Annotated in this window: 22 protein-coding genes and 1 pseudogene; 10 read left to right on the forward strand and 13 right to left on the reverse strand. The window is 74.3% G+C overall.

The annotated features are described in order from the left end of the window. The first annotated feature begins 95 nt into the window (after positions 1 to 95). The gene (locus CCO02nite_RS08360; protein ID WP_146842666.1) at positions 96 to 728 is read left to right on the forward strand and encodes a 5-formyltetrahydrofolate cyclo-ligase; all 633 of its coding nucleotides are present in this window, start codon (positions 96 to 98) and stop codon (positions 726 to 728) included. 46 nt (positions 729 to 774) lie between these two features. On the opposite strand, the gene CCO02nite_RS08365 is transcribed toward CCO02nite_RS08360, so the two are convergent. Then, a complete protein-coding gene (locus CCO02nite_RS08365; protein ID WP_443092612.1) occupies positions 775 to 3,351 on the reverse strand; it encodes a penicillin acylase family protein in 2,577 nt (858 codons plus the stop codon). A 138-nt stretch (positions 3,352 to 3,489) separates the two neighbouring features. Between CCO02nite_RS08365 and CCO02nite_RS16290 the strand changes: the two are divergent. After that, positions 3,490 to 3,630 (forward strand): annotated as a pseudogene (locus tag CCO02nite_RS16290) (FmdB family zinc ribbon protein); the annotation flags it as partial. Positions 3,631 to 3,644: 14 nt separating this feature from the next. Here the strand turns inward: CCO02nite_RS16290 and CCO02nite_RS16295 are convergent. The 5 genes from CCO02nite_RS16295 to CCO02nite_RS08390 form a co-directional block, all read right to left on the reverse strand. Continuing rightward, positions 3,645 to 3,836 (reverse strand): hypothetical protein, encoded by a 192-nt coding sequence (locus CCO02nite_RS16295; RefSeq protein WP_307724043.1) that lies wholly within the window; start codon positions 3,834 to 3,836, stop codon positions 3,645 to 3,647. A gap of 98 nt (positions 3,837 to 3,934) precedes the next feature. Next, positions 3,935 to 4,459 carry a large conductance mechanosensitive channel protein MscL gene (gene mscL, locus CCO02nite_RS08375; RefSeq protein WP_146842668.1) on the reverse strand — a complete coding sequence of 175 codons (525 nt, stop codon included), beginning with the start codon at positions 4,457 to 4,459 and terminating at the stop codon, positions 3,935 to 3,937. 49 nt (positions 4,460 to 4,508) lie between these two features. Then, a complete protein-coding gene (locus CCO02nite_RS08380; RefSeq protein WP_246117431.1) occupies positions 4,509 to 5,228 on the reverse strand; it encodes an SAF domain-containing protein in 720 nt (239 codons plus the stop codon). A gap of 98 nt (positions 5,229 to 5,326) precedes the next feature. Further along, the gene (locus tag CCO02nite_RS08385; protein WP_146842669.1) at positions 5,327 to 5,620 is read right to left on the reverse strand and encodes a hypothetical protein; all 294 of its coding nucleotides are present in this window, start codon (positions 5,618 to 5,620) and stop codon (positions 5,327 to 5,329) included. A gap of 28 nt (positions 5,621 to 5,648) precedes the next feature. Then, positions 5,649 to 10,145, reverse strand: a complete 4,497-nt coding sequence (locus CCO02nite_RS08390; protein ID WP_146842670.1) for a PDDEXK-like endonuclease domain-containing protein — start codon at positions 10,143 to 10,145, stop codon at positions 5,649 to 5,651. A gap of 358 nt (positions 10,146 to 10,503) precedes the next feature. Between CCO02nite_RS08390 and CCO02nite_RS08395 the strand changes: the two genes are divergently transcribed. Next, complete coding sequence (locus CCO02nite_RS08395) at positions 10,504 to 11,208, forward strand: esterase/lipase family protein (RefSeq protein ID WP_146842671.1); 705 nt, start codon at positions 10,504 to 10,506, stop codon at positions 11,206 to 11,208. A 92-nt stretch (positions 11,209 to 11,300) separates the two neighbouring features. Here CCO02nite_RS08395 and CCO02nite_RS08400 read toward each other — a convergent pair whose 3' ends face one another. Next, positions 11,301 to 11,702, reverse strand: coding sequence for a transferase (locus CCO02nite_RS08400; protein ID WP_146842672.1), 402 nt, complete (start codon positions 11,700 to 11,702; stop codon positions 11,301 to 11,303). 65 nt (positions 11,703 to 11,767) lie between these two features. Here CCO02nite_RS08400 and CCO02nite_RS08405 point away from each other — a divergent pair, with 65 nt between their 5' ends. From CCO02nite_RS08405 to CCO02nite_RS08415, 3 genes are all read left to right on the forward strand, one after another. Further along, positions 11,768 to 12,148, forward strand: coding sequence for a hypothetical protein (locus CCO02nite_RS08405; protein ID WP_146842673.1), 381 nt, complete (start codon positions 11,768 to 11,770; stop codon positions 12,146 to 12,148). Positions 12,149 to 12,219: 71 nt separating this feature from the next. Further along, positions 12,220 to 13,662: an MFS transporter gene (locus CCO02nite_RS08410; protein ID WP_146842674.1), complete on the forward strand. Its 1,443-nt coding sequence runs from the start codon at positions 12,220 to 12,222 to the stop codon at positions 13,660 to 13,662. Next, positions 13,659 to 15,074: a pyridoxal phosphate-dependent decarboxylase family protein gene (locus CCO02nite_RS08415; protein ID WP_146842675.1), complete on the forward strand. Its 1,416-nt coding sequence runs from the start codon at positions 13,659 to 13,661 to the stop codon at positions 15,072 to 15,074. Before CCO02nite_RS08410 ends, CCO02nite_RS08415 begins: the two co-directional genes overlap by 4 nt. Positions 15,075 to 15,107: 33 nt before the next feature. Here CCO02nite_RS08415 and CCO02nite_RS15680 read toward each other — a convergent pair whose 3' ends face one another. Then, complete coding sequence (locus CCO02nite_RS15680) at positions 15,108 to 15,254, reverse strand: zinc ribbon-containing protein (protein ID WP_186812632.1); 147 nt, start codon at positions 15,252 to 15,254, stop codon at positions 15,108 to 15,110. 129 nt (positions 15,255 to 15,383) lie between these two features. Between CCO02nite_RS15680 and CCO02nite_RS08420 the strand changes: the two genes are divergently transcribed. Continuing rightward, positions 15,384 to 17,051 (forward strand): ABC1 kinase family protein, encoded by a 1,668-nt coding sequence (locus CCO02nite_RS08420; protein ID WP_146842676.1) that lies wholly within the window; start codon positions 15,384 to 15,386, stop codon positions 17,049 to 17,051. 119 nt (positions 17,052 to 17,170) lie between these two features. On the opposite strand, the gene CCO02nite_RS08425 is transcribed toward CCO02nite_RS08420, so the two are convergent. Then, positions 17,171 to 17,404, reverse strand: a complete 234-nt coding sequence (locus CCO02nite_RS08425; protein ID WP_146842677.1) for a hypothetical protein — start codon at positions 17,402 to 17,404, stop codon at positions 17,171 to 17,173. Between the two features lie 177 nt (positions 17,405 to 17,581). After that, a complete protein-coding gene (locus CCO02nite_RS08430; protein WP_246117432.1) occupies positions 17,582 to 19,240 on the reverse strand; it encodes a DEAD/DEAH box helicase in 1,659 nt (552 codons plus the stop codon). A gap of 229 nt (positions 19,241 to 19,469) precedes the next feature. Here CCO02nite_RS08430 and CCO02nite_RS08435 point away from each other — a divergent pair, with 229 nt between their 5' ends. Continuing rightward, positions 19,470 to 19,946: a CoA-binding protein gene (locus tag CCO02nite_RS08435; RefSeq protein ID WP_146842678.1), complete on the forward strand. Its 477-nt coding sequence runs from the start codon at positions 19,470 to 19,472 to the stop codon at positions 19,944 to 19,946. A 46-nt stretch (positions 19,947 to 19,992) separates the two neighbouring features. Here the strand turns inward: CCO02nite_RS08435 and CCO02nite_RS08440 are convergent, their stop codons facing one another. Both CCO02nite_RS08440 and CCO02nite_RS08445 read right to left on the reverse strand, forming a co-directional pair. Continuing rightward, a complete protein-coding gene (locus CCO02nite_RS08440; RefSeq protein WP_146842679.1) occupies positions 19,993 to 20,439 on the reverse strand; it encodes a methylglyoxal synthase in 447 nt (148 codons plus the stop codon). Positions 20,440 to 20,547: 108 nt separating this feature from the next. Beyond that, entirely contained in the window at positions 20,548 to 22,692 is a 2,145-nt protein-coding gene (locus CCO02nite_RS08445; protein WP_146842680.1) for a DEAD/DEAH box helicase, read from the reverse strand. 560 nt (positions 22,693 to 23,252) lie between these two features. Here CCO02nite_RS08445 and CCO02nite_RS08450 point away from each other — a divergent pair. Further along, positions 23,253 to 23,939 carry a DUF433 domain-containing protein gene (locus CCO02nite_RS08450; RefSeq protein WP_146842681.1) on the forward strand — a complete coding sequence of 229 codons (687 nt, stop codon included), beginning with the start codon at positions 23,253 to 23,255 and terminating at the stop codon, positions 23,937 to 23,939. Positions 23,940 to 23,992: 53 nt separating this feature from the next. Next, complete coding sequence (locus CCO02nite_RS08455; protein ID WP_281284585.1) at positions 23,993 to 24,355, forward strand: PIN-like domain-containing protein; 363 nt, start codon at positions 23,993 to 23,995, stop codon at positions 24,353 to 24,355. A 159-nt stretch (positions 24,356 to 24,514) separates the two neighbouring features. On the opposite strand, the gene CCO02nite_RS08460 is transcribed toward CCO02nite_RS08455, so the two are convergent. Continuing rightward, positions 24,515 to 25,111, reverse strand: coding sequence for a GNAT family N-acetyltransferase (locus CCO02nite_RS08460; RefSeq protein ID WP_146842683.1), 597 nt, complete (start codon positions 25,109 to 25,111; stop codon positions 24,515 to 24,517). Positions 25,112 to 25,386: the final 275 nt, after the last annotated feature.

A 25,386-nucleotide genomic window follows, 5' to 3' on the forward strand; every position in this document is an offset into this window, starting at 1 on the left:
CGTCGCTGGTCAGTCGGGCGGCGGGCGCAGGAGTTCGCCCCCGGTTCGCCGAGGGCGCAGCCAGGTGTCGCACCAAGTTTGCAAGACTGAGCCCCATGAGCAGCGCCCAGCCGCCCGTCCCCGCCCCTGGCGACGACGCCGACGACGCGAAAGAGGCGCTGCGCGTCGCCATCAGGGCAGCGCGCGCGCGGCGCTCCGCCCGGCGCCGCGAGGCCGACGCCGAGTCCTTCGCCGACGTCGTCGTGCAGATCCCCGCCGTCGCGCGCGCCCGATGCGTCTCCGTCTACGCCTCGCGCGCCGGCGAACCCGGGACCGGCCCGCTGCTCGAGCGGCTCGCGAAGCGCGGCGTCACCGTCCTGCTGCCCGTGCTGGGCGCGGGCCTCCAGCGGGACTGGGCCCTGTACGCGGGACCCGACGACCTGCGCGAACGCGCCCCCGGCCGGCCGCCCGAGCCCGGCGGTCCGACGCTCGGCCCCGAGTCGCTCGCCGACGCCGACGTGATCATCACGCCCGCGCTCGCGCTCGACACCGCCGGTACGCGGCTCGGTCAGGGCGGCGGCTGGTACGACCGCGCGCTCGAGCACGCCCGGCCCGATGCGCTCGTCGTCGCACTCGTGCACCCCGAGGAGCTGCGGGACGTCACGACCGACCCGCTGCCGCGCGAGCCGCACGACCGGCGGGTCGACGCGGTCGCGACGACCGAGGGCTGGCGGATGCTCGTCGGCTGACCACCTGCTCGTCGGCCGACGCTGGTGCCGGTCAGGAGCGTGCCGGTCAGGACGACGACGCGGCCTCGGGCCGCAGGATCAGCCGACGGGAGGCGTCCGCGGTCACCGCGGCCGACGTGAACGGCCACGGGAACGTCTCGCCCGCCGCCCACGCGCCGAACTGGTCCGCGTAGTGGTTGCTCGCGGGGTGTCCCGACGAGCCCGTCAGGTTGACCCACGTCGACGAGTCGAGGTCGCCCAGGTCGACGACCATCCGCATCGACGGCGCTGCGGTCACGTCGTAGCCCTCGCTGGCGTTCCACGCGGTCGCGTTGATGATCGACGACCCGCCGCCGACCGCGATCGGGTCCGGGTTGACGAAGTCGCGTACCAGGCCGGGGATGGACGAGCCGCCGAGCACCGGGTGCTCGGGCGCCGCGGTGTGCAGCCGCCCCCAGCGCCAGTCGGTCGCGTCGGTGCCGAGCTGCACGGTGAGCTCGTTGCGGGCCGTGACCATCGCGCGCGTCAGCACCTCGTCGCGCCCCTCGACCACTCCCGGTGTCGTGCGGTCGTCCCACCACGGCGAGTCGGGATCGTCGAGCAGCCCGCGCACCACCTCGAGCCAGCGCGAACCGCCGTCGGGTCCGTGCCCGTCCGGCAGGTCGTCGGCGAACGCGAGGCGCAGCAGGGTCGACCACACGGCCGCGAAGTACGCGGCGGCGGCCGAGTCGGCCGACGAGACGTGGTCCCACGTCCGCAGCAGCTCCTGGCCGTCGTCGTCGTACGGGTCGTCGATGTCGAGCGCGAGGAGGCTGGGCACCAGGACGTCCGCGAACGGGTTGTGCTCGTCGGTCTGCAGCGTGTTCATGTCCGCGACCGTGACCTTGTGACCGTCGGCGAGCAGGTCCTCCAGGCCCTCCCGGATGAGCTGCGAGCGGTAGCCGTAGTCCCAGTCCTTCGTCAGGAACGGGCCCTGTCCCGCGGGTGTGACCTGCTGGTTGGCGGCGACGATGAAGCCGTCCTCGGGGTCGGTCGCGTGCGGCATCTGCTCCGAGTCGACGTAGCCCTGCCAGTCGTACGCCGAGTCCCAGCCGGGCCGGGGCCACGTCCCGTCGGAGGGGACGTCGCCGACGACCGCGGCACGCACCGGGATGCGGCCCGGCGCCTGGTAGCCGATGTGCCCGTCGGCCGTCGCGAACACGATGTTCTGCGACGGCACCTCGAGCAGCCGGCCGACGCGGGCGATGTCCTCGGCGTCCTTCGCGAGGTCGATCGAGATCACGGCGTCCGCCGTGCGGCCGGGGGCCAGCGCCGTCCAGGCGAGCGCGACCTCGTATCCGCGGCGGGCGCTGCCGTCGGGCAGGGGCGCGTCGGAGACCGCGGCCAGGTCGAGCACGTCCGAGACGATCGGCCCGTGCGCGGTCTCGCGCACCTCGATCGTGACGTCGTCGCCGCCGTTGACCTTGATCACCTCGGTGCGCGTGGTGATCGGCTCCCACTCGTCGTCGCGCTGCGTGCGGTTGCCGTCCACGCGCTCGAGGAAGAAGTCCGTGACGTCCGCGCCCAGGTTCGTCAGCCCCCAGGCCAGGTCGGCGTTGTGGCCGATCACGACGCCCGGGAAGCCCGCGAACGAGAAGCCCGACACGTCGTACGGGCAGCCGGACGAGACGGTCGTGCAGCGCAGGCCGACCTGCATCCAGATCCCTGGTGCCGAGATGCCCAGGTGGGGGTCGTTGGCCAGGATCGGGTGGCCGTCGGCGGTGAGGTCGCCGCTGACCACCCACGAGTTGGAGCCGATGCCCTCGCCCACGCCGAGCAGGTGCGGCACCGCGTCCATCGCGGCCTGCGCCTGCGCGAACGCCGCCTGCACCGCGTCGCCGCCGAGGTCGACCTCGTCGGTGTGCAGCGCCGTCTGCGTCGTGATCGTCTCGTCGCCCGCCGCCAGGATCGGCGCGTTGAGGTCCTGCGGGTAGGTCGGGAACAGCTCGTCGACCTTCGCGACGTCGCGCACCGAGCCGTACGTCGTCGCGCGCTCGAGCTCGTCGTCGTAGTTGCCGCGCAGGTCCCAGGCCATCGCCTTGAGCCACGCGAGCGAGTCGATCGGGTCCCACGGCTCGGGCGAACCGACGTGCACCTGCAGGCCCAGCACCGTGTACTCGAGCGCGATCTGCGACGGCGCCTTGCCCTTCAGGTACGCGTTGACGCCGTCGGCGTACGCCTGCAGCGCCTCGCGCGTCGACGGCTCGAGGAGCTGCCACTCCTGCTCCGCGACGTTGCGCCAGCCGAACGTGCGGATCACCTTGTCCGCCTCGAGCGCGTCCTCGTTCTCCCCGACGAGCTCCGAGAGCCGGCCCGCCGTCACGTGCCGGCGGTAGTCCATCTCGAAGAACCGGTCCTGCGCCGCGACGAAGCCCTGCGCCATGAACAGGTCGTGCGTGCTGGCCGCCCCGATCGTGGGGATGCCGCGAGCGTCGCGGGTCACCGTGACGTCGGCCGACAGGCCCGGGATGGTGACCGTCCCGCCCGTCTGCGGCAGTGGACGACGCACGACGACGACCGCAGCGACGACCACCGCCACGAGCGCCACCACGACGACGATGGCGACGGACATGAGCGTGATGCGGAAGGCGCGGCTGTGGAGCACGTCTGCGAGGGTAGTCGCCGAGGCGGACGATTCGTCGGACAGCGGGAATCGGCGGGCCGCGCGCGCCGTTACCATTGGCACTCGGAACTTGTGAGTGCCAGGCGGACACGTCGCCCGGCCAGACCCCCGGAGCGACCGGTGCCCACCTACGCCTACGCCTGTACCGCCTGCGACCACGCGTTCGACATCCAGCAGTCCTTCAGCGACGACACGCTCACGGCCTGCCCCGAGTGCGAAGGTCGCCTGCGCAAGGTGTTCTCGTCGGTCGGCGTCGTCTTCAAGGGCTCCGGCTTCTACCGCAACGACGCGCGCGCGGGTGCGAAGTCCGGCACGTCGACCGGGACGCCGTCCTCGTCGCTGCCCGCCGCGTCGAGCACGTCCGCCGACTCGTCCAGCAGCTCGTCCTCGTCCTCGAGCACGTCGAGCTCGTCGACCGGCGCGAGCACGACGAGCACCGCGAGCACGACGAGCAGTGCCGCCCCCAAGGCGGCTTCAGCCTGACCCGTTCAGCCTGAAGCGTTCAGCCTGACTCGTCAGAGGCGCGGTCCGGTCAGCGGTCCCGCGACGCCGATCGCGCCGGCGGTCAGGCGCGCGGCGGCGCCGGGGGAACCGACGGCGGCACGCTGGGCGGAGCGCCCGGGGTCGAGCCGAGGTCGGTGCGGCCCTGCTGCGCGAGCAGGTCGCGGATCTCCTGCAGCAGCAGGATGTCCTCCGCGGGCGCGGCGGGCTCGGGCTCCTCGCCCTTCTTGCGTCGCGCCGCGAGCGCGTTGAGCGGCAGCACGACGCAGAAGTAGATCGCGGCCGCGGTGAGCACGAACGTGATCAGCTGCGTGAGCACGACGCCGGGGTACATCGGCACCTTGCCGTCCGGCGCGATGGTCCAGATCTGGTCGAGGTTCGGCTGCCCGAAGATCCACCCGATCAACGGGTTGAGGATCGCCTCGACGAACGCCTTGACGACCTCACCGAACGCGGCACCGATGACGACACCGACCGCGAGATCGACGACGTTGCCCCGGGAGATGAACTCCTTGAACCCCTGGCCGACCTTGGCGAGGCCCTTGGCCCCGCTCCCGACGGCTGAGGTGGCGGCGTCGAGCTGCGGCATGGGGAACCTCCGAGGTGTGGGGATCGTCGGGTCGCGTCGTCACCGCCGATCATGGCACGACCACGACCGACAGCAGGGCGGACGCCGCCGCTCCGGCCAGTGCCGGCGCCTCGTCGGGCTGCACGGCGAGCAGCACGGGCGACGCGTCCTGCTGGCGGTCGGCCCCGCCGAGCCCGAGTCCGCCGCCGGCGCCGTCGTCGCCCGTGCCCGGTACCGGTAGGACCAGGGCCCGCCGGGCCACGACGACGCCGCTCTCGCCCGTCTCGGGCGTCGCGGCGAGCACGTCCACCCGCGTGCCGGGTGCGAGCAGTGCGGCCACAGCGGGGTCGGACAGCCGCACCGCCGCGACCACGGTCCCCGCCGGGCCGCCGACCTCCGCGGTCGCGAGCAGACCGGGGACCAGCGGCAACCCGGCCGGGACGGGAACCGCGGTCCCGGCCCCGAGCACCTCGGCCGGGTCGCGGAAGGCCGCGTCGACCGCGGCCGACGCCGGGACGTGCGCGACCCGCACGTCGGAGTCGGCGAGCGTCGTCCCAGCGGCGAGGTCGTGCGCCGCCACGAGCAGCGAGACCGTCGCGGGCGCGGGTGCTCGCAGCGACTGCAGGCCGAGCGCCGTCGCCAGCGCGAGTGCGGCCGCCGCGACCAGGAACCGCCCGCGCCACAGCGCCGCCCGCCAGCGCATCGATCGCGGCGCACCCCGCGACGCGAGCGGCGGTACGGGTGCGGACCGCATGCCGGCCGGGTCGGCCGAGGATCGGGCTGTCGTCATGCCCGCCATGCCACCACGTCACCTGCCGCCCGACGCCGCCGACCCCGCACGGCGGTGGACGGGCCCGGCCGGGCGCGGGCTGGGGGCGGGTCAGCAGTTCACCAGTGCGGGGGCTTGTCCCGTTGCAGCCTGGCGTCGTTCGCGTCGCCGTCTGAACCCCAGCCGACGTCCGAGTCGTCCGCACCACGGAGCTGCAGCAGCGCGTCGTCGGACCGCGACGCCCCGCTCGACGCGGGCGCGCCCGCGTCGTCCGACTCGTCCGGCTCGGGCGCTGACACGGGAGCGGCCGGCACGTCCTCGAGCGCGGGCAGCGTGCTGCGCAACGGGGCGTCGTCGGGGCCGACGGTGCCCGCCGGACGGATCGCGCGGCGAGATCGGCGGGGGGTGCTCACGCCCCGATGATCCCCGTGCCGGGGTCCGTCAGGCCAGCGCGCGCGTGATCGCGCCCCGCACCGCGGTGTCGACGCGGTGCGACCGACGCGTGATGCCCAGCTCGTCGCGCAGCGCCGCGGCGAGCTCGTCGCGCGTGCGCTCCTCGCCGTCCGAGCGCAGCCACGCGACCAGGTCGTCGAGCTGGTCGTCGCTGTACGCCGCGATCGGCAGGCCGCGCCGCACGTCCGGGCGCACCCCCGTCCGCACCGGCAGCGCGGGCTGCTCGACCCGGACGACGGCGAGCGCCGGCGCGGCAGCAGCCGCCTCGGCCGCAGCGGGCTCGGTGCCGACCGGCTCAGCAGGCGCGTCGTCGGCCCGCTCGTCGTCCGTCCCGCCGGCGACGACGGTCGACGCCGTCACCTCGGCAACGGCCTCCTGCGGCGCACCCTCGTCGAGACCATCCGCACCGGCGCCGTCCACGTGGTCAGCGGGCTCGGCCGCGGCGTCCTCGTCGGAGCCGACGAGCGTCGCGGCGTCCTCGTCGGGCACGACGAGCGTCGCAGCGTCCTCGTCGGGCGCGACGAGCGTCGCGCCACCCTCGGTCGACGGCGGGACCCACGCCACGGCGGGCTCGTCGTCGGACCACACGGGCGGAACGCCGAGCACGAGCGCGTCGGTGCGCGGTGCGGCGGGTGCGGGGATCTGCTGGTGCACCGCGCGGCGGATCCGGTCGACCTCGCCGTCCGGGTCGAGGAACGCGGCCGCGGACCAGACGCGCAGCACGGACCAGCCGAGCCGTTCGAGGCGGTCGGCGAGCAGGCGGTCACGCACGCGCACACTCGGTTCGCGCACGTACGCTTCGTCGTCCGTGAGGACAGCGACGAGCATGCGACCGGGTGCGTCGGGGTGGCCGACGACCATCGGGATGCGCACGCCGCCGGGCACGCCGTGGTCGAGCTCGACCGTCAGTCCGTGCCGCCACAGCCGCTCGGCGAGGTCGACGAGCAGGCGGTCCGGCTCCGGGTCGACCGAGACCTGCTCCACCTCGCCCGAACCGCGCTGCTGCGCGAGGTCGAGCAGGTCGCGCAGGAGCCGGGGTCCGTCACCGCGCAGGCGCTCGGGGTCGAGGTCGGCTGCGGTGAAGCACGAGACGACGACGAGCCGGTGCCGGCTCGAACCGAGCGTGTCGAGCAGGAGCGCGTCGCCGTCGGGCTGGCTGAGCGCACCGAACGTGTGCAGCACGCGGCGGTGGGGCGTGCGGCCCAGGCCGAGCGAGAGGATCACCGCGTCGCGGCGCAGCCCAGCGACGCCCGCGAGGTCCGTCGCGACGAACGGCTCGGTCCGGGCCGGGTCGAAGAACGCCGCGAGCGCGGGGTTGGTGCGCACCTCGGCGAGCACGGCCTCGCGCACCGCCTCGGCGTGCGCGGTGGTGACGGTGACGACCGCGAGCGACTCGTCGGGCCGCGAGAGCGCATGGTCCAGCACCAGCTCGAGCACGTGCTGGACCTCGACGTTCGTGGTCTCGACCAGGCCGGTGCCACGCTCCGGCATGCCGGTGCCGTCGACCACGTCGAGCCGCACGAGCGGCCGGTGGTCGGGCAGCGGCGTGGGCCGCAGCACACCCTCGTAGCCGTGCTGGGCCAGGAACGCCGTCAGGTACGGGTCGCGGCGGGCGACGTCCGCGCGCAGCGCGACGGTCGGCAGCACGTCGGCGAGCTCGCGCACCGCGGTCCCGGACGCACACCGCGCATCGCCCACGACGACGACCTGACGGCCGCGTGCCAGAGCGGCCAGCGCCACCTCGGTCGACAGGTGCGACGCCGAGCCCAGCACGACGAGGTCGACCGTGCGCGATGCCGGCAGCACCTGCGGAACCAGCATCGGGCTGGCGACCAGCACGGGGCGCAGCCGTCGGCCGACGTCGTAGAACCGCGCGAACGTGTCGCGCAGCGACGTCACCCGCTCCTCGACGAGCTCGGCGAACAGCCCTTCCGCCTGCTCGCGGTGCCGTCGCAGCACCGCGCTCACCTGCGCGCACACCGCGGCGCGCACCGGCAGAGCCAGGCTGCGCACGTGCTCGCGGTCGAGCTCGGCGTACCGGCGGGACAGCGCGCCGAGCGCGTTCCCGTCGTAGCCCGCGAGCATCGGGTCCTGCGCGAGGATCTGCTCGATCACGCTGCTCCACCAGGCCAGGTCGAGCTCGGCCGGTGCGGTCGCGGGGTCCACGCGGCGCGTCGCGAGGTCGTCGACGAGCTCGCCGAGTCCCACCGCCCGCAGCCGGTGCAGCAGGCCCGTCCGGTCGGGCAGCGTCGTGAGCGCGTCCTGCCCGTCGCGCAGCCGCGTCAGCCGCTCGAGGAGGTCCGCGAACGGCATCGAGCTCAGCCCGGCGCCGCCCGGCGTCGTGGCGAGGACCTCGTCGAGCGCGTCGAGGTCCTCGCGCACCGCGCGGTACTCGTCCTCGATGATCTCCAGGCCGTCGGGCAGCCGCGGCCAGCCGCCGCTCGGGCAGTGCGCCTGCCACACCGCGCGCCGCTGGGACACCTCCACGAGCGCCGCGTGCAGGTCCGTGACGGGCCGGCCCGGGCGGACCATGTCCTTCGCCTGCTTGACGAGCCGGCGCCGCAGCACCGAGCCCATCTCGACGGCGTGCTCGGCACGCCACTGCTTGCTCGCGGTCGCGGCGACCAGGTCGGCCGCGGTGCGCTCGAACACGATCGGCAGGAAGACGTCGAGCGAGGCGCGCACGCCGTCGAGCATCCTGAGCTGCTCGGCCCACGCGTCGACCGACGTCGCGGGGGCCAACCCGGTCTCCGCGTCGATCTGGCCGAGCCGCTCGACGAGCTGCGGCAGCGTCCCACCGAGGAGCCGCTCGATGCGGCGCCGGGCCACGTCCGCGTCGGCGTGCGTGCGCAGGTCGGCGCCGTACCAGGGGGTGTCCTGCGGGCGCACCGAGTACGCCCCGAGCTCACCGGCGCGGCGCAGCTCGTCGGACACGCGCGTGCGAGCCCCCTCGTCGAGCGCACGTACGGCGTCCGGTGCCAGGCGCACGGTGGTGCGCGGCGCGGGCCGCGTCGAGGTGAGGCGGGCGAGGTGCTGCAGCGCGTCGTACGCCGAGACACCCCACGGCTCGCGCGTCGCGTGCAGCGCGGTCACGTACCCGCGCAGCGCCTCGCGGTATCCGACGAGCTCCGAGCGCAGGTCCTGGATGCCACGCGTGTCCTGCGCGGGCGCCTCGAGCGTCATCGCGCCCAGGAGCCGGCGCGACGCGGCCGTGCGCCAGCCCGCTTCGGGGGCGATGTCGAGCACGAGGTCGTCGAGGCCCAGCGCGCGCAGCCGCTCGCCGAGTGCCTGGGCCGAGCGGCGGTGCCCCGGCACGTAGAGCACGGTGCGCCCCTCGGCGGCGGCCGCCGCGACGACGGCCGCGATCGTGCCTGCCTCGTCGGATCCGGCCGGCGCGTCGACGAACAGGTGCGCACCCGTCGCGACGACGTCGAGCACGTGCTGCTGGGCCGGGTCGAGGTCGCCCACGCCGCGCTCGTGCGCCGGGTCACGGTCCCCGACGACCGGCGCGGGCAGCGCGACCGACCGCAGCCGCTCGCGCTCCGCCTCGACCCCCGAGAGCGCGGCGAGCACCTCGTGGTGGCCGATGCCGGCGGCGAGCTGGTCGACGTCGTCGACCAGGATCTGCCCCGGGTGGACGAACGTGCCGACGACGATGCGGTCGACGAGGTCGAAGTCCTCGAGCACGGCCTCGCCGAGCGACGCGAGCCGATCGAGCGCGGTGCGCGGGTCGAACCCGTCGGACGTGAAGGCTCCGCGGGCGACCGCAGCGGGGTCCAGCAGCGCGCCGCGCGAGCGCAGCGCCCGCGCGAGCACCGGGTTCACCTCGACCGACGGCTCCAGCTCGAGCTCGTAGTCGCTCTCCCCCGTGCCGCGCGCGTGCAGGGTCACCGGGCGCAGCAGCACGGGCGCGCGCATGGTCCGCACGCGGGCGGGCGTGGGCACCTTCTCGGCCGACGAGGGATGCGCGCGGGTCACGGCGGCGAGCGCCCCCATGTCGTCCTGCGCGGCCGCCGGCGCGGCTCGCTCGGTCCAGGTCGCGACGCCGATCGCGAGCGACGTCGGCGCGATCCCGTAGCGCTGCTCGTACGCGGCGGCACGCGCCCCGACGGCGCGGGCCCGGCGCCGCGCGGTGGACAGCGCCGCACCCTCGCGCACGAGGTTGGACAGTCGCGTCTCGCGGCCCGCGAAGAGCTGGGCGATGCCGGACGGGTGCGCGGCCGACAGGTCGAGCGCCGCCTCACCGAGCAGATCGATGTCCGCGAGCGACGACCCACCCGCGGCCTCGACGAGCGCCGCGCGCCACGTGGCGACCGCACCCTCGACCAGCTCGGCCGGTGACGGTGGCTCGACGAGCGCGACCGGACTCGCGTCGACGTCCGTCCGCTCGGGGCTGCCGGCGTCGGGGGTCGCGTCGGAGGGCGTCGTTGCGTCGTCGGGAGCCTCTGCGGGTCCCGAGCCGGGCGTGCGCGCGGGAACGGTCACGGTGCGACCGTAACCGGGAGGCGCTCCGCGGCCCGTTCGGCGCGCCGGAGACGCCCGCACCGGACCGGGCACCCGACCTGCCACCGGACCGGGCACGTCCGGACAGACGCAAGGAGCCGGTCACCGCGAGGCGACCGGCTCCTTGGACGTGAGAACGGTGCGCACCGCGCAGGGGGCAGGCGATGCGCACCGTCAGATGAAGTTTGGACCATCAACCGCCTCCTGGTCAACTGTCCAGCCGGCGCCACCGAAAAAAGGCCGCCGAGCAGCCCGGACGCCCTCGCCGCCGGTCAGTTCGGGCGAGCTTCTGGCGGCGGATCGCAGCCAGAATCTCGCCCGATCGTGATGGGATGTCGCCGTGAAGGTCGGCTGGAAGCGGCTGCCGCGCGAGACGTGGTGGCGCGCGCAGGACTACACGTACGCGGTGCGCTGTCAGCTCGTCGACCCCCGCGTCGATTCCGTCCTGCCCCGGCCCGCGCACCCGATCGGCCGGCCCGTCGTGCTCGTGCCCGGCGTGTACGAGCCGTGGCAGTTCCTGCTGCCGTTGGCGCGCCGCCTCGTCGCACGCGGCCTGGTGGTGCACACCGTCCCGGAGCTGGGCCGCAACGGGGCACCCGTCAGCGAGCAGGCCCGCGTGCTCGGCGCGGTCCTCGTCGAGCGGGACCTGCGCGACGTGCTGCTCGTCGCACACTCCAAGGGCGGTCTCATCGGCAAGCTCGCGATGCTCACGTCCGACCCGGAGGGCCGCATCGCGGCGATGGTGGCCGTCAACAGCCCGTACGCGGGAACACCGCTGGCCCGCTGGTTCCCGACCCGGGCCGTGCGGGCGTTCAGCCCGAGCGACCCGACGCTGCGCGCGCTGGCTGCGGAGCGGGAGGTCGACGCCCGCATCACGGCGCTGCGCAGCGTGTGGGACCCGCACATCCCCGGCGCGGGCGCGCTGGGGGGCGCCGCCGACGTGGTGCTCCGCACGCCCGGGCACTTCCGGGCGCTCGAGGACCCGGCCGTGGTGCAGGTCGTCGTGGACACCGCGTGCGCCACCGACCCGCGACCGGACGCCTGACGCGTCGGCGGCCGTCCGGGCGGGCAGTCAGCGGGGACGGTCAGCGGGACCGGTCAGCTCGAACGGTCAGTGGGGACGGTCAGCGCGAACGGTCAGGCGGCGAGCACGTGCCGGTCGCCGCGGCGCACCAACGCCCCCGCGGGGACGCGCTGGTCCGGCTCGACGACGACACCCGGCGCGAGGCGCGCGTCGGCGCCCACGTCCACGCGCGAGCCGAGCCGCGCACCTGACCCCACGGCCGCACCGGCGCCGACGTGCGCGTGCGCGCCGACCTTCGCGCCGGCCCCGACGAACGCGCCGGACTCGATCCACGCGAACCGGTCCACCCAGGCGCCGGCCTCGACCCGCGCGCCGGGGTCGACCCAGACGGACGGCGCCAGGTGCGCCGACGGGTCGACCGTCGCGCCCTGCGCGACCATCCCTCCGCCGTTGTCGTGGCGCTGGTAGCGGACGGTCGTGCCGTCGTCCTTCTCGAGAAGTTCGTATCGATTCATCTTGCGCGGCACAACGTCCGTCCGCGCCCCCGTGTTCCCGGCCCCCACGCACGTAGCCTGGCCCGATGGTTCCCGACGAGTGGATCGAGCATCGTCGCCCCGGCGACCGCGAGCTGCTCGGCTGGGTGCGTCCCGAGGTCGACCAGTTCGTGGCGGTCGACCGGCTCGGCCGCGACCTGACCGGGCCCGTCGACTGGCTCGCCGCCGAGGAGGCGCTCGACGGGCGCGGCATCGCGTGGCTGTCCGGCCTGTGGCAGCTCACGCACGACGGGAAGGTGCTGCGGGTACGCGTGATCGACGTGCGCCCGGACGCCGTCGTCGTCGCGACGGACGACCACGGCTCGATCGACGTCCCTTCGACGCGCCACACCCTGCCGTTCCCCGCGCCCGCCGAGCTGCGGCCGTTCGAGGGCGACCCGTTCCTGCTGGCGGGCCCCCTCGACTGACGGACCGCAGGAGCGCCCGTCCGCGGCGCGTCGGCAGCCGAGTCCTGTGGGCTGACGGCAGGATCGCCCGCATGGGTCCTCGGGTCAGCGGTGCCCCGATCCCGCGCCGCACGGTCGTCGGGTACGCGCTCGGGTCCGTCGGCACGGGCGGGTTCGGCACGCTGCCGGGTCTCGTCCTCGCGTACTACCTGACCGACACGCTCGGCGTCGCGGCCGGTCTCGCGAGCCTCGCGGTGACGCTGCCCAAGGTCTGGGACGTCGTGATCGACCCGTTCGTCGGGGCGCGTTCCGACGCGTCGGCGGCACGGCGCGGCTCGCGCCGCCCGTTCCTGCTCGCGGGGGCGCTGATGCTGCCGCCGCTGTTCGCCGCCGTGTTCGCGGCACCCGCCGCGCTGCAGGAGGCCGCCGCCGCGGTGTGGGTGGTCGTGACGTTCGTCGCCGCGGCGACCGCGTTCAGCCTGTTCCAGGTGCCGTACATCGCGCTGCCCGCGGAGATCGCGCCGGACTACGCCTCGCGGACACGGCTGCTCGCGCCGCGGATCGCGGTGCTCGCGGTCGCGATCCTCGCGTTCGGGGCGGGCGGCCCGCTCGTGCGTGACGCCGCGGGCGGCGGGCGGACCGGGTACGCCGTGATGGGCGTCGTCAGCGGCCTGGTGATCGGGCTCGGGATGCTCGCCGCGTGGTGGGGCGCGCCGCGACGAGCCGTCGCCGCGGGCACCCACGCCGCGCCCGTGGCCGTCGTCTCCCGGGCCGACGAGGCCGCGCTCCTCGACGGTCTGCCGGCGGCGCCGATGCCCGGCCGGCGGGGCGACGCGCTGCGCGCCGGTCTGGCGGCGCTGCGCGAGCTGCCCCCGTTCCGTGCCCTGCTCGCGACGTTCGTCCTGCAGGCGCTCGCGACGGGCGCGATGCTCGGCTCCGCGCAGTACGTCGCCACGTACACGCTGGGCGACGAGGCCGCGGTGACCTACCTGTTCGTCGCGCTCGTCGCACCCGCGCTGCTCGTCATGCCGCTCGCGACGAGGCTCGCGCACCGCATCGGCAAGCGGCGCGCGCTCGTCGGGTCGTCGGCGCTGTTCGCGTGCGCGGCGCTCGCGCTGCTGCCCGCGCGCGAGGCCGCCGGGCCCTGGGTCTACGGGCCGGTCGCGCTCGCCGGTGTCGCGTACGCGGGCATGCAGCTCTACCCGCTCGCGATGCTGCCGGACGTCGCCGTGGTCGACGCCCGCGAGCACGGCGTGGACCGCGCGGGCGTGCTTGGCGGCGTGTGGACCGCGGGCGAGACGGCCGGGCTCGCGCTCGGACCGACGCTCGTGCTGGCACTGCTCGCGCTCACCGGGTTCGTCTCGAGCACCGGCGATGCGACCGCGGCCCAGCCGGACTCCGCGCTCACGGGGATCGTCGTGGCGTTCTCGCTGCTGCCCGCGGTTCTCGTCGGGCTCTCGCTGCTGCCGCTGTCCCGCTACCGGCTCGACGCCGACGTCGTCGATGCACCCGAACCCCCGGAGGCCACGTCGTGACCCGCACCCCCGACGACGTCCTCGCCGAGCTGCTCGCCCTGCGGGCGGCGGACCCACCGACGCACGGCGGACGCGTGCTGTCCTACGTGTACGACCCTGGCCGGGCGGACCTGGACCGGGTCGCCGAGCAGGCCGCGACCGCGTTCCTCCCGGTCAACGGCCTGGACCCGACGACGTTCACGTCCGTCGCCGCGATCGAACGCGGGCTCGTCGGACGCGCGCGCAAGACGTTCCACGGCGACGGGGACGTGGTGGGCTCGGTGACCTCCGGCGGGACCGAGTCCTGCCTGCTCGCGGTGAAGGTCGCGCGTGAGACGTGGCGGGCCGCCGCACCCGGCCGCGAGCACGCTCGCGCCGCGATCGTCCTGCCGACCACCGCCCACCCCGCGTTCCACAAGGCCGCCGCATACCTCGACCTCGACGTCGTCGCGGTGCCGGTGGACGTCGACTCCGGCCGGGCCGTGGCTGCCCGCCTGCTCGCGGCGCTCGACGTCCTCGGCGAGCGGGCCGCACTCGTCGTCGTCAGCGCGCCCAGCTACCCGTTCGGCGTCGTCGACCCGGTCGCCGAGGTCGCTGCCGGCGCGTCCGCCCGAGGGGTGGCCTGTCACGTGGACGCGTGCATCGGCGGCTGGGTGCTGCCGTGGTGGGGCGACCTCGAACCGTGGGACCTGGCAGTCCCCGGCGTCACGTCCCTGTCCGCCGACCTGCACAAGTACGGGTACGCGCCCAAGGGCGCGTCGGTGGTGCTGCACCGCGGGCGCGAGCGGCACCGCGCGCAGTACTTCGCGACGACCGCGTGGCCCGGCTACCCCGTGGTCAACCCGACCGTGCTCGGCTCACGCGCCGCAGGCGCGATGGCCGCGGCGTGGGCGGTGGGCGAGGTGCTGGGCGACGAGGGTTACGCGCGGCTCGTCGGACGTACGCGCGAGGCGACACAGCGGGTGCTCACGACGCTGCGCACGGTCGCGGGCCTGCGGGTGGTGGGCGAGCCGACCGGACCGCTCGTCGCGATCGCGACGGACGATGCGCCCGGGGGTGCCGTGGACCCGTTCCGGCTCGTCGACGCGCTACGCCGACGCGGCTGGCTCGCGCAGTGCCAGCCGGCCATGACCCAGCCCGACGGGACCGTCCTGCCCCGCACCGCTCACCTCACGCTGACCGCGGTCAGCGCAGACGTCGTCGACCAGCTCACCGCGGATCTCGTCGGTGCCGCCGACGAGGTGCGCGGTGTCGCCCCGGCGCAGCCGGACCCGTCGCTCGTCGCTCGTGTGATGACAGAAGGTCTGCCCGACGAGCTGGCGGGCGTGATGGCCACGCTCGAGGCACTGCCGGCCGACGTCGTCCGCCCCGCCCTCGTCCAGCTTCTCCAGGTCGTCATCGACCCGGGCACGAGCGAAGGTGGGAACCGCTGAGCGACGCCTGCCCGGCGCCCGTCTCGTCCAGGCTCAGACGAGCCGCCACCACTTGATGTCCGGTCCTGCACCGCAGTGCGGGCAGGGCGGGAGCGTCTCGGCGTCCTCGGCGAGGACGACCGTGTGCCCGCATGCGTCGAGGAACTTGCCCTTGCCAGGCTTGGCGCCGACTTCGTACATGTGCCACCTCCTTGTGGTGGGACAGGCATAACGCCTGTTCGGACGCTTCCTCTGGGACGAAAGGCCGTTCCCTGGCGCCCCGCCCGGACGGGCGTGCGATGCTGCCAGCACCGTCCTTCTGGAGGCTCGATGACCCCGACCCATCTGCGCCGCAGGTCGCTGCACATCCTGTGGTTCTTCGCCGGGGTGATCGCGCGGGTCGTGTGGTCGGACGTCGTGCTGCGCCGGATCGGTTTCGCGGCGCGGGTGCGGCGCACGCGCCCCGAGCGCTACCGCCGCGAGGCCGTGCGGTTCCGGTCGCTGGCGATCCGGATGGGCGGCGTGATGATCAAGATCGGCCAGTTCCTCTCGTCGCGGCTCGACGTCCTGCCGCGCGAGATCACCGCCGAGCTGGCCGACCTGCAGGACGAGGTGCCGGCCGTGCCGTTCGACGCGATCGCCGCGCTCGCCGAGCAGGAGCTGGGCGCGCCGCTCGCCGAGCTGTTCGCCGACGTGTCGCCCACGCCGCTGGCCGCCGCGTCGCTCGGTCAGGTGCACCGCGCCCGGCTGCGCACCGACGCCGACGGCCTCGGGTTCGTCGACGTCGTCGTGAAGGTGCAGCGGCCGGGGATCGCGACGGTCGTCGAGACCGACCTCGCGGCGCTCGGGCGGGTGGGCCGCTGGCTCATGCGCTACCGGCCGATCCGCCAGCATGCGGACGTGCCCGCGCTGCTGCGTGAGTTCGGCTCGACGCTGCGCGAGGAGATCGACTACCTGCACGAGGCGGACAACGCCGAGACGTTCGCGACGAACTTCGCCGACGAGCCGGGCGTGCGCGTGCCGCGCGTCGTGCGCACCCTCAGCGCGCGGCGGGTGCTGACACTCGAGGACGTGTCCGGCATCAAGCTCACGGACTACGACGCGATCGAGGCGGCAGGGATCTCGCGCGCCGAGGTCGCCGACCGCCTCGTGCACACCTACCTGCGGCAGGTGTTCGACGACGGCTTCGTTCACGCCGACCCGCATCCCGGCAACCTGTTCGTCGAACCCGCGACCGCCGAGCACGGCTGGCGCCTGACGTTCGTCGACTTCGGCATGGTGGCGCGCATCCCGCCGAGCGCGCGGGCGGGTCTGCGCGAGCTGCTCATCGGCGTGGGCACGCGCGACGCCGCACGGGTCGTCAAGGCGTACCAGCGGCTCGGGATGCTCCTGCCCGGCGCGGACCTGTCGGGCATCGAGGCGGCCGAGGCGCACGCGTTCGACCGGTTCTGGGGCATGTCGATGGACGAGCTGCGCAACGTCGACCGCCGCGAGGTGCACGCGTTCGCGCAGCAGTACCGCGAGCTCCTGCTCGACCTGCCGTTCCAGGTGCCGCAGGACCTGATCTACACCGTGCGCACGGTCTCGATCCTGTCGGGCATGTGCACCGGTCTGAACCCCGAGTTCAACATCTGGCAGCACCTCGCGCCGTACGCGCGCACGCTCATCGACTCCGACTCCGCCGCGGGCGGTTCGTCGGCCTGGTGGGGCGAGATCGGTCAGGTGCTGCAGGCGCTCGTCGCGCTGCCGGGCCAGGCGAGCCGCACGCTCGCGCAGCTCGAGGGCGGCCGGCTGCGCGTGCGCGACGAGCAGACGACGAACGCGGTGCGCGCGGTCGGCCGCTCCGTGGACCGGCTCACCGCGGCCGTCGTGGCGTCGGGCCTGGTCGTCGCGGGTGCGCTGCTCGTGGGCTCCGGCCACGTGGGCTGGGGCAACGTGCTGTTCGTCGCGTCGGGCGTCGCGCTGCTGCGCGTGCTCGTCGGCGGCCGACGACGCTAGCCGCCCGTCGCCATCCTGCGCGTCGCCATCCTGCGCGTCGCCGCCTGCTCGTCGTCATCCTGCGCGCCGCCGCGTGCTCGTCGCGGTCGAAGCGCGTTGTCGCGCCGCGGCGCGCGGGCTCAGGCCTGCGCGCCCTTGTCGTCCATGCGCGTGATCGTCGCGTCGATGGCGCTGCGCCACGCGAGGAGCATCTCGCGCCGCGCGGCGTCCCGGTGCGTGAAGAACTCGGGCGGCAGGAACGTCTCCAGTCCCTTGCGCAGCTCGGTCCGGGCCGCGTGCAGGTGGGCGCGCACGTCCTCGGGGATCGGCCCTGGGATCGGTCCGTGCGTCGGGCGAGTGGTGCTCTCGGTCATGACCTGCTCCTCTCGATGCGCCCAGCATAGGCACGCACCCCTCCGCTCCAACCGTCGATGCAGGGATGGATGCAGCACCGGACGGCTGGACCCCGTCGATGCTGCATCCATCCCTGCATCACCGGTGCGAGGGCCGGGTCAGCGGGAGCGACGGTCGTCGCCGGTGGGAGGGCTGGGTCAGCGGGAGCGGCGGCCGTCGCCGGCGGGGGCGCCCGAGGGCCGCCCGGCGCGGCGCGGGCCCGCGCTGCGACCGCTCGACGCACCCGCCGAGGAGCCCGGGCTCGAGTAGCCCGACGCGCCCGAGCTCGACGACGTGTAGACCTGCGTCGAGCCGCCCGATCGTGCACCTCGGGACTGCTGACCGCCGCCCGACGACGAGCGCGCGGGCTGCCGCGTGCCGGCACCCTGGCCGTCGCGCGATCCAGCGGCGCGGCTCGTCGTGCCCGCGCCGCTGCCGTTCGACCGCTGCGCGCCGGAGCGACCGGAGCCGGAGCCGGAGCCGGAGCCGACGTTCGCCGTGGCGGGCCGTCCGCCGCGGCGGCGACGGGACTGGCCCGCCGCTCCGTTCGTCGAGCCGGGGGCGTTCGAGGTGGCCGGGGCCGACGGGCCGCGACCGGTCGAACGCGGCGGCGCGGCAGGTGCCGGCGGCGCGACGTACGGCGCCGCGGGACCGACGAGCGCGACCAGCACGGGCGAACCGGGCCGCACGGGCGTCGGCGTCGCGGTGATGCCGGCCTGACGGGTCATCGCCCGCACGTCGGCGAGCTGCTCGGGCAGCACGAGCGTGACGACCTCGCCGTCCGAGCCCGCACGCGCGGTGCGGCCCGAGCGGTGCAGGTAGGCCTTGTGCTCGGTCGGCGGGTCGACGTGCACGACGAGGCCGACGTCATCGACGTGGATGCCACGCGCGGCGATGTCCGTGGCGACCAGGACCTTCACGCCACCCGTCGAGAACGCCTCGAGGTTGCGCTCGCGCGCGTTCTGGCTGAGGTTGCCGTGCAGGTCGACCGCCGGGATGCCGGCCGTCGTGAGCTGCTTGGCGAGCTTCTTGGCGGAGTGCTTGGTGCGCGTGAACAGCACGCGCCGCCCCGAGCCCGACGCCAGGTGGTGGATGACCTCGCGCTTGTCGGCGAGGTCCGCGACCGTCAGCACGTGGTGCGTCATCGCCGAGACCGGCGAGCGGTCGCTGTCGACCGAGTGGCGCAGCGGGTCGCGCAGGAACGCGGCGACCAGCTTGTCCACGCCGTTGTCGAGCGTCGCGGAGAACAGCATCCGCTGCCCGCCCTTCGGCGTCGCGGTGAGGATGCGCTTGACGCCGGGCAGGAAGCCGAGGTCGGCCATGTGGTCGGCCTCGTCGAGCACGGTGATCTGCACGTCGCCGAGCGAGACGACGCCCTGCTTCATGAGGTCCTCGAGCCGGCCCGGGCACGCGACGACGATGTCGACGCCGCCGCGCAGCGCCGACTCCTGCGGGCGCTGCGAGACGCCGCCGAAGATCGTCGTGACCCGCAGGCCCGCCGCCTGGGCGAGGGGCTCGAGGACGGCCGCGATCTGCGACGCGAGCTCCCTCGTCGGAGCCAGGACCAGACCGCGCGGACGGCTCGCGGTACGGCGAACGGGCGTCGTGCCGGGCACCAGACCCGCGAGGCGCGCGACGAGCGGGAGGCTGAACGCGAGCGTCTTGCCGGAGCCGGTGCGACCCCGGCCCAGCACGTCGCGGCCCTTCATCGTGTCGGGGAGCGTCGCGGCCTGGATCGGGAACGCGTCCGTCATGCCCTGCGCGGCGAGCGCACGGGCGAGGACCTCGGGCACGCCGAGGGAGGAGAAGCTGGTCACAGAGAAGTCGCCTTTCAGGCGTCGAGGGGCGCCCACCAGGCGACTGACACCCAGGACGCGGGCCCGCGCTGGTCCAACAGCCGCGCAAGAGCCGGACCCAGTATCCCCCACGACCGCCGGAATCCTGGTGTCGGCCTGCTCACAGTCGTGCGCGAGGGCGGCCCAAGGTCCCGCGCGGGGCCCCGGCGGGCGGCGCTAGCGTCGATCGAGCCCACCAGCGGGAGCGACGATGACGAGCACCAAGGACGCGGCCGGCACCTTCCTCGAGGCGCGGCGGATCGCCGTCACGGGGGTGTCCCGCACGCCCGGCGGCCACGGCGGCAACGTCGTCTACACGCGCCTGCGCGAACTGGGCTACGACGTCGTCGCCGTCAACCCGAACGCCGACGAGGTCGAGGGCGACCACGCCTACCCCGACCTGGCCTCGGTCCCCGGCGGCGTCGAGGCCGTCGTGATCGCGACCCGCCCCGAGCACGCGCTCGCGACGGTACAGGAGGCCGTCGACCTGGGAGTCCGGCACGTCTGGATGCACCGCTCGGTGGACCGCGGGAGCGTCGACGACGAGGCCACGCGCCTGGGCCGCGAGCACGGCCTGACCGTCATCGACGGCGGTTGCCCGCTCATGTTCGGCGCCGCGTCCGACCGCGGTCACCGCATCATGTGCCGCCTCATGACCCTGACGGGTCGCGTCCCGCGCACCGTGTAGCCATCGGTCTCGTCGGGCACGGCGCACGACGAGAACGCCCGCGGGCTCACGCGGCGGGGCCGGGTGCCTCCCAGTCGCGCGGCGTGATCGCCGGGCGACCCGTCCACTCCTGCGCGAGCATCGGCGAGGAGATGAGCATGTCCGCGGTGGCGACGTTGCAGGCCATCGGCACGTTCCACACCGCACCGATGCGCAGCAGCGCCTTCACGTCGGGGTCGTGGGGCTGCGGCTCGAGCGGGTCCCAGAAGAACACCAGCATGTCGATGACGCCCTCGGCGATCTTCGCGCCGATCTGCTGGTCGCCGCCGACCGGGCCGGACAGCAACCGGGTGACGGGCAGGCCGAGCTCGTACTCGATCATCGTGCCGGTCGTGCCCGTCGCGTACAGGTGGTGCCGCGAGAGGGTGCCGCGGTTGAACTCTGCCCAGCGCAGCAGCTCGACCTTCTTGTTGTCGTGGGCGACGAGCGCGATGTGGTGCGCGACCTCGGGCATCTGGGCATCCTTCCAGCACGGCTGAAGCGACCCTGCGACCTACGGCTCACCCTAGATGCCGGCGGTGGCGTTCGTCGCTGCCCTCGTCGTCGGACCCCTACCGGCTGCTCAGACCACGCCCTCGGCGGCGAGCGCGTCCGCGAGCAGCTCCACCAGCGCCTCGAGCTGCACGTCCGTGGAAGAAGCTCCGTCCTCCTCGTCCGCACCGTCGAGCGCCCGAGCCGCGAGGCCCGACTTGCTGTCGATCAGAGCCGCGATCTTGGCGTCGATCGTCTGCGCGGCGATGATCCGCCACGCCGTCACGGGCTCGTCCTGGCCGATGCGGTGGATCCGGTCGATGGCCTGCGTCTGCTCGGCGTCGGTCCACGACAGCTCGGCCAGCACCATGTTCGAGGCGACCTGGAGGTTGATCCCCACGCCCGCGGCCGTCAGCGAGCACACGACGATCGACACCGCGGGGTCCTCGACGAACGCCTTGATGTTCCGCTCGCGCACGCGGGTCGTCTGCTCGCCACGGATCGAGGCGTACGTGATGCCGCGCTCCGCGAACGTCTGCTCGGCCTGGTCCATGACGTCGATGTGCTTGGCGAAGAACACGACCTTGCCGACGTTGCGCGCGAGCTGCGCGGCGTAGTCGGCGGCCAGCCCGGCCTTGGCCTGCCCGATCCGGCGCACCATCGTGAAGACGTTCTCGCCGCCGGCCTTCGAGCTCGAGTCCTTGAGCTCGGCCGCCGCGACCCGACGAGCGAGGTCGTGGTCGAGCCCGACGACGACCTCGCCGCGCACCGCCACGGCGGAGCGGTAGTGGCTGACGAGCCGGGCCGCGAGCTTGGCCTCCGACGCGCGGATCGAGCGCCCGACCGCGCCGTCGAGCTCGACCGGCAGGTCCGCGACCCGACGAGCGGGGATGTCCGCGACCACGTCGACCTTGCGACGTCGCACGATCCCCATGTCGATCACCGCGGCCCGCGCGGCCGACGAGAACCCCGGGTCGGCCGGCGTGAGCCCGGTGTCCTCGAGCGCGGTCAGCAGCGTGCCGAGCGGCCGCTTGTCGTCGATCCAGCCGAGGAACTGCCAGATGGCACGGAAGTCCTCGACGTCGTTGATGAGCGGTGTGCCCGTGAGCGCCATGAACAGCGGGCGCGGCGAGCGGGCCCGGATCCGCTCCGCGATCGCCAGGACGTGCTGGGAGCGCTGCGAGCCCTTGTTCTTGATGAAGTGCGCCTCGTCGACGACCATGCCGCGGAACCCGAGGTCGCCGAGCCACCCGACGTGCCGGTCGAGCAGCTCGTAGTTGACGATCACGACGTCCGCGAAGGCGTCGACCTTCTCGCCGTCGCCGTGCACCACCGTGGCCCGCCGGAACGGCGTCCACATCCCGACCTCGTGCGCCCAGTTCGTCTTGACGACGTTCGGCACGACGACCAGGAGCGGGTAGGCGTCGGCGGCCTGCGCCGCGAGCAGCGCCTGCGCGGTCTTGCCGAGGCCCGGCTCGTCGGCGAGCAGGAACGTCCGGTGCCCGCGGGCCGTCGCCGCGACGACCTGCGCCTGGTGCGGCATGAGCTGGCGGCCCAGCGGAGCCGACGCCGTGCGCCCGTCGGGCATCTCCATGCAGGCGGGCGCACCGGGCGAGGCCTGCTCGAACGCGCGGAACAACGGTTCGAGCAGCTCCCAGCCGGCCAACCGCCGCGGCTTGGCGGCGACACGCTCGGCCGCGGCCTCGAAGTTCGGCGCAAGGAACGGGTTGGCGAGCTGGCGCGAGACGACCGACTGCGGCACGACCCGCGGCGCGGTGCTCGTCGCCGCCGCCGCGACCGGCGGTGCGGGCTCCGGCTCGTCGGGCGGTTCCAGCCCTCCGGCGCGCATGATCGTCGCCTTGAAGGCACGTGCGGCGTCGGAGACCCTCGCGTCCTCGGCAAGCAGCGCGAGCAGCGACGTGTCCCGCGCGGCGGTCCTGGCCAGCAGCGTCGCCACCCCGTCGAGCCGCTTGAGCTCCTCGGCGCGCCGCGGCCCGGCCAGGCTGCTGTCGCCCATCACCCGGGCCCGCTCCTCCCGCACGAGCAGACCCACGACCTGGAACTTCGTGCGCACGGCAGGACGCGTCGGCGGTCGCTGCACGGTGCGGTCGATCTCGCGCGCGAGCTCGGCGAGCACGGGGATCATGCCCTTCTCGGCAGACCGCCCCGAGCCCCTCGCCTGCTGGCCGGCGTCCGTGCGCGCGCGACCCGACCCGCGCTGGCCTGCTCGTGCCACATGTCCTCCTCAAGCATCAGCCATCCACCGGACCTGGGCGACTCTGCGCTCACGTCCGCACCGCACCTGCACCGCGGCATCCCGCGCTGCAGCCTTCTCGCGCGCCGCGCCCGACGAGCCGACGACTCGCCCGGCCACGCCCTCGCCGGTCCGCCGGCGCGGACCGCCCGCGAGGAGCGCCGACGCCGGCTCGACGACACCGGCGCCGTCACGCACCTGACCCCGCGCGCCGTGCGCCTGGGCAGACCTCGGACACCACCTGAGGAACACGGCGACGACGTCCCCGCAGCCTGCGGCGACGCGACCCGAGAGTCGTCGACCGGCGGCTCGACCGCGCCGAATGCCGCCCGTTCCCCGCTTGTCGCGGCGAGCCCGGCTCACGACGTGCTCACCACGTCCACAACCCCCGCGAGACGCATCCTAAGACCATCCCGACCGACAACCGCTGCACGCGCGAAATGAGCTGGGTGATTGGCCGCGGCCGACGTGCCAGGCGTGCGCACCATGGCCACTCGGCGAATGAGCGCGTGGCTGTGGGTCCCGCGCACTACTCTGCGGTCATGGCCGATCAGCGTGACGACACGACGTTCGTCGCCCCGCTGTACACGTTGACCGAGGCCGCCCGGATCGTCCGCGTGCCGGCGGCGACGCTGCACAACTGGGCTCGCGGCTACGTGTTCAAGGACGTCGACGGCCACCAGCGCTCGTCGCCGGCGCTCGTCACGACGACCCGCGGTGGACGCGGAGCGGTCGTGCCGTTCGTCGGGCTCAGCGAGGCGTACGTGCTGGCCGCGTTCCGCGCGGCGGGCGTTCCGATGCAGCGCATCCGCCCGGCCCTGGAGCGTCTGGAGCACGAGTTCGGCATGCACGCGGCGCTCAGCAGCGAGCAGCTCAAGACCGACGGCGCCGAGGTGCTGTGGCAGTACCGCGACCGGGACGACGACGGCGACGTCATCGACAGCCTCGTCGTGGTCCGCAGCGGACAACCCGTGTTCAAGGAGGTCGTCGAGCAGTTCCTGCAGACGATCACCTATCGCGACGGTCGCGTCGCGCTCATCCGGCTCCCCCAGTACCCGACGCCGGTGATCGTCGACCCCCGTCGCAACTTCGGTGCACCGACGGTCGAGAGCCGCGGCATCCGCGTCGCCGACATCCTCGACCGGGTGCGTGCGGGCGAGCCAGCCGGCGACGTGGCCGACGACTTCCTCCTCCCGGTCCGCGACGTCGAAGCGCTCGCAGCCGCCTGAGCCCGCTCGCACTGTGGCGATCTTCTTCCTCGACCGGGGACTCGGGGTCGCGCCTGCTCCCGGACGGCCTCCGTGCGATCGGCTGGGAGCTGACGACGATGGACGAGCGGTACGGCGTGGACCGCAGCCAGGAGATCTCCGACACCGACTGGATCCGCGACGCCGCAGTTCGCGGCGAGTGCATCCTCACGAAGGACTCCGCGATCGCGCGTCGGCCCGCCGAAGCCCTCACGGTGTACACCTGCTCCGCGCGCGTGTTCACGATCAGGAACGCACGCTTGACCGGCCCGCAGATGCTCGACCTGCTCGTCGCCAGCTCGGCGTCGATCCAGCGGTTCGCCGCTCGCGTCGACGGCCCGTACGTCGCGGCCATCCGACCCTCCCGGATCGAACGACTCCGGCTCAACTACCCGTGAGCCCGCGCGCTCCAAGCCGCCGAGCTGCACAAAGCTCGAGACTCCTGCACAGGATGACTTGAGAACACCGTCTTGCCACGGTCCCGAACACCGACGGCTTGGGCCGGCTACTGCTGCGGCCCTGGCCGCCCTGGGTGCGGCTGGCGGGTCGGCGCGCCCTCACGCGGCGGGCACCGTCAGCGTCATGACGCAGTTGCCCTGACCCTTCGGGCGTTGGTACGCGAAGCCCAGCTGCTCGTACATGGTTCGAGTCGAGTTGTAGAGGAACGACGCGGACGTCTTCTTCCCGGGCGGCAGGTCGTGCGGGTAGGACTCGACGAGGCCGCCGCCGGCCTCGGAGATGAGCTCCAGCGCGCCGCGTACCGCGACCGACGCCATCCCCTTGCGTCGGTACCGACGGTCGACGAACAGGCAGGTGATCCGGTAGTCCGGGCGCTGCACCAGACCCCGCTCCCACTCCTTGCGGTGGTGGATGTTCTGCAGCTCGTCGACGGTCCCGTACTGGGCCCACGCGACCGCGGTGTCGTCGTCCAGGACGAGCGCCGCGTGCGCACGTCCCGCCATCACGAGCTGGCGCTTGAACTCGCGGTGGCCGAGCGCCCTTCGCTCGTCCCGCGGGTCGGGGTACAGGTGGAAGTAGGTGCACCAGCAGCCGCCCCACACGCCGTTGTGCCGCTCCGCCAGCTCCGCGAACGCATCCCAGGTCTGCGCGTTGAGCGGCTCGATCTGGTAACCGTCGATCGCCACGGTGCCCACGCTCGCGAACGTACGCGCGCACCCGCCACGTCACAACCCCACCGAGACACGCACCCGCTCTCGCCGCCAGTTCCCTCGCCGCGCGAGCCGCTGCTGGGGTGCCGCACGACAGAACGTCCGCCTGAGCGTCTAGGGGGCGGCACCGCCTCTCCCTTGGAGCGCCACGCCACCTCGAGTGGGTCGCTGGCCGTGCGCAGCCGAACTCCGGCGAGCCCGGCCACGGGACGACCTCCAACCGGCGACGTCGCGCGGTCCACTTGGGTCCGGCGCGCACG

The organism is Cellulomonas composti (assembly GCF_007990245.1).
Taxonomy (GTDB): Bacteria; Actinomycetota; Actinomycetes; order Actinomycetales; family Cellulomonadaceae; genus Cellulomonas; species Cellulomonas composti.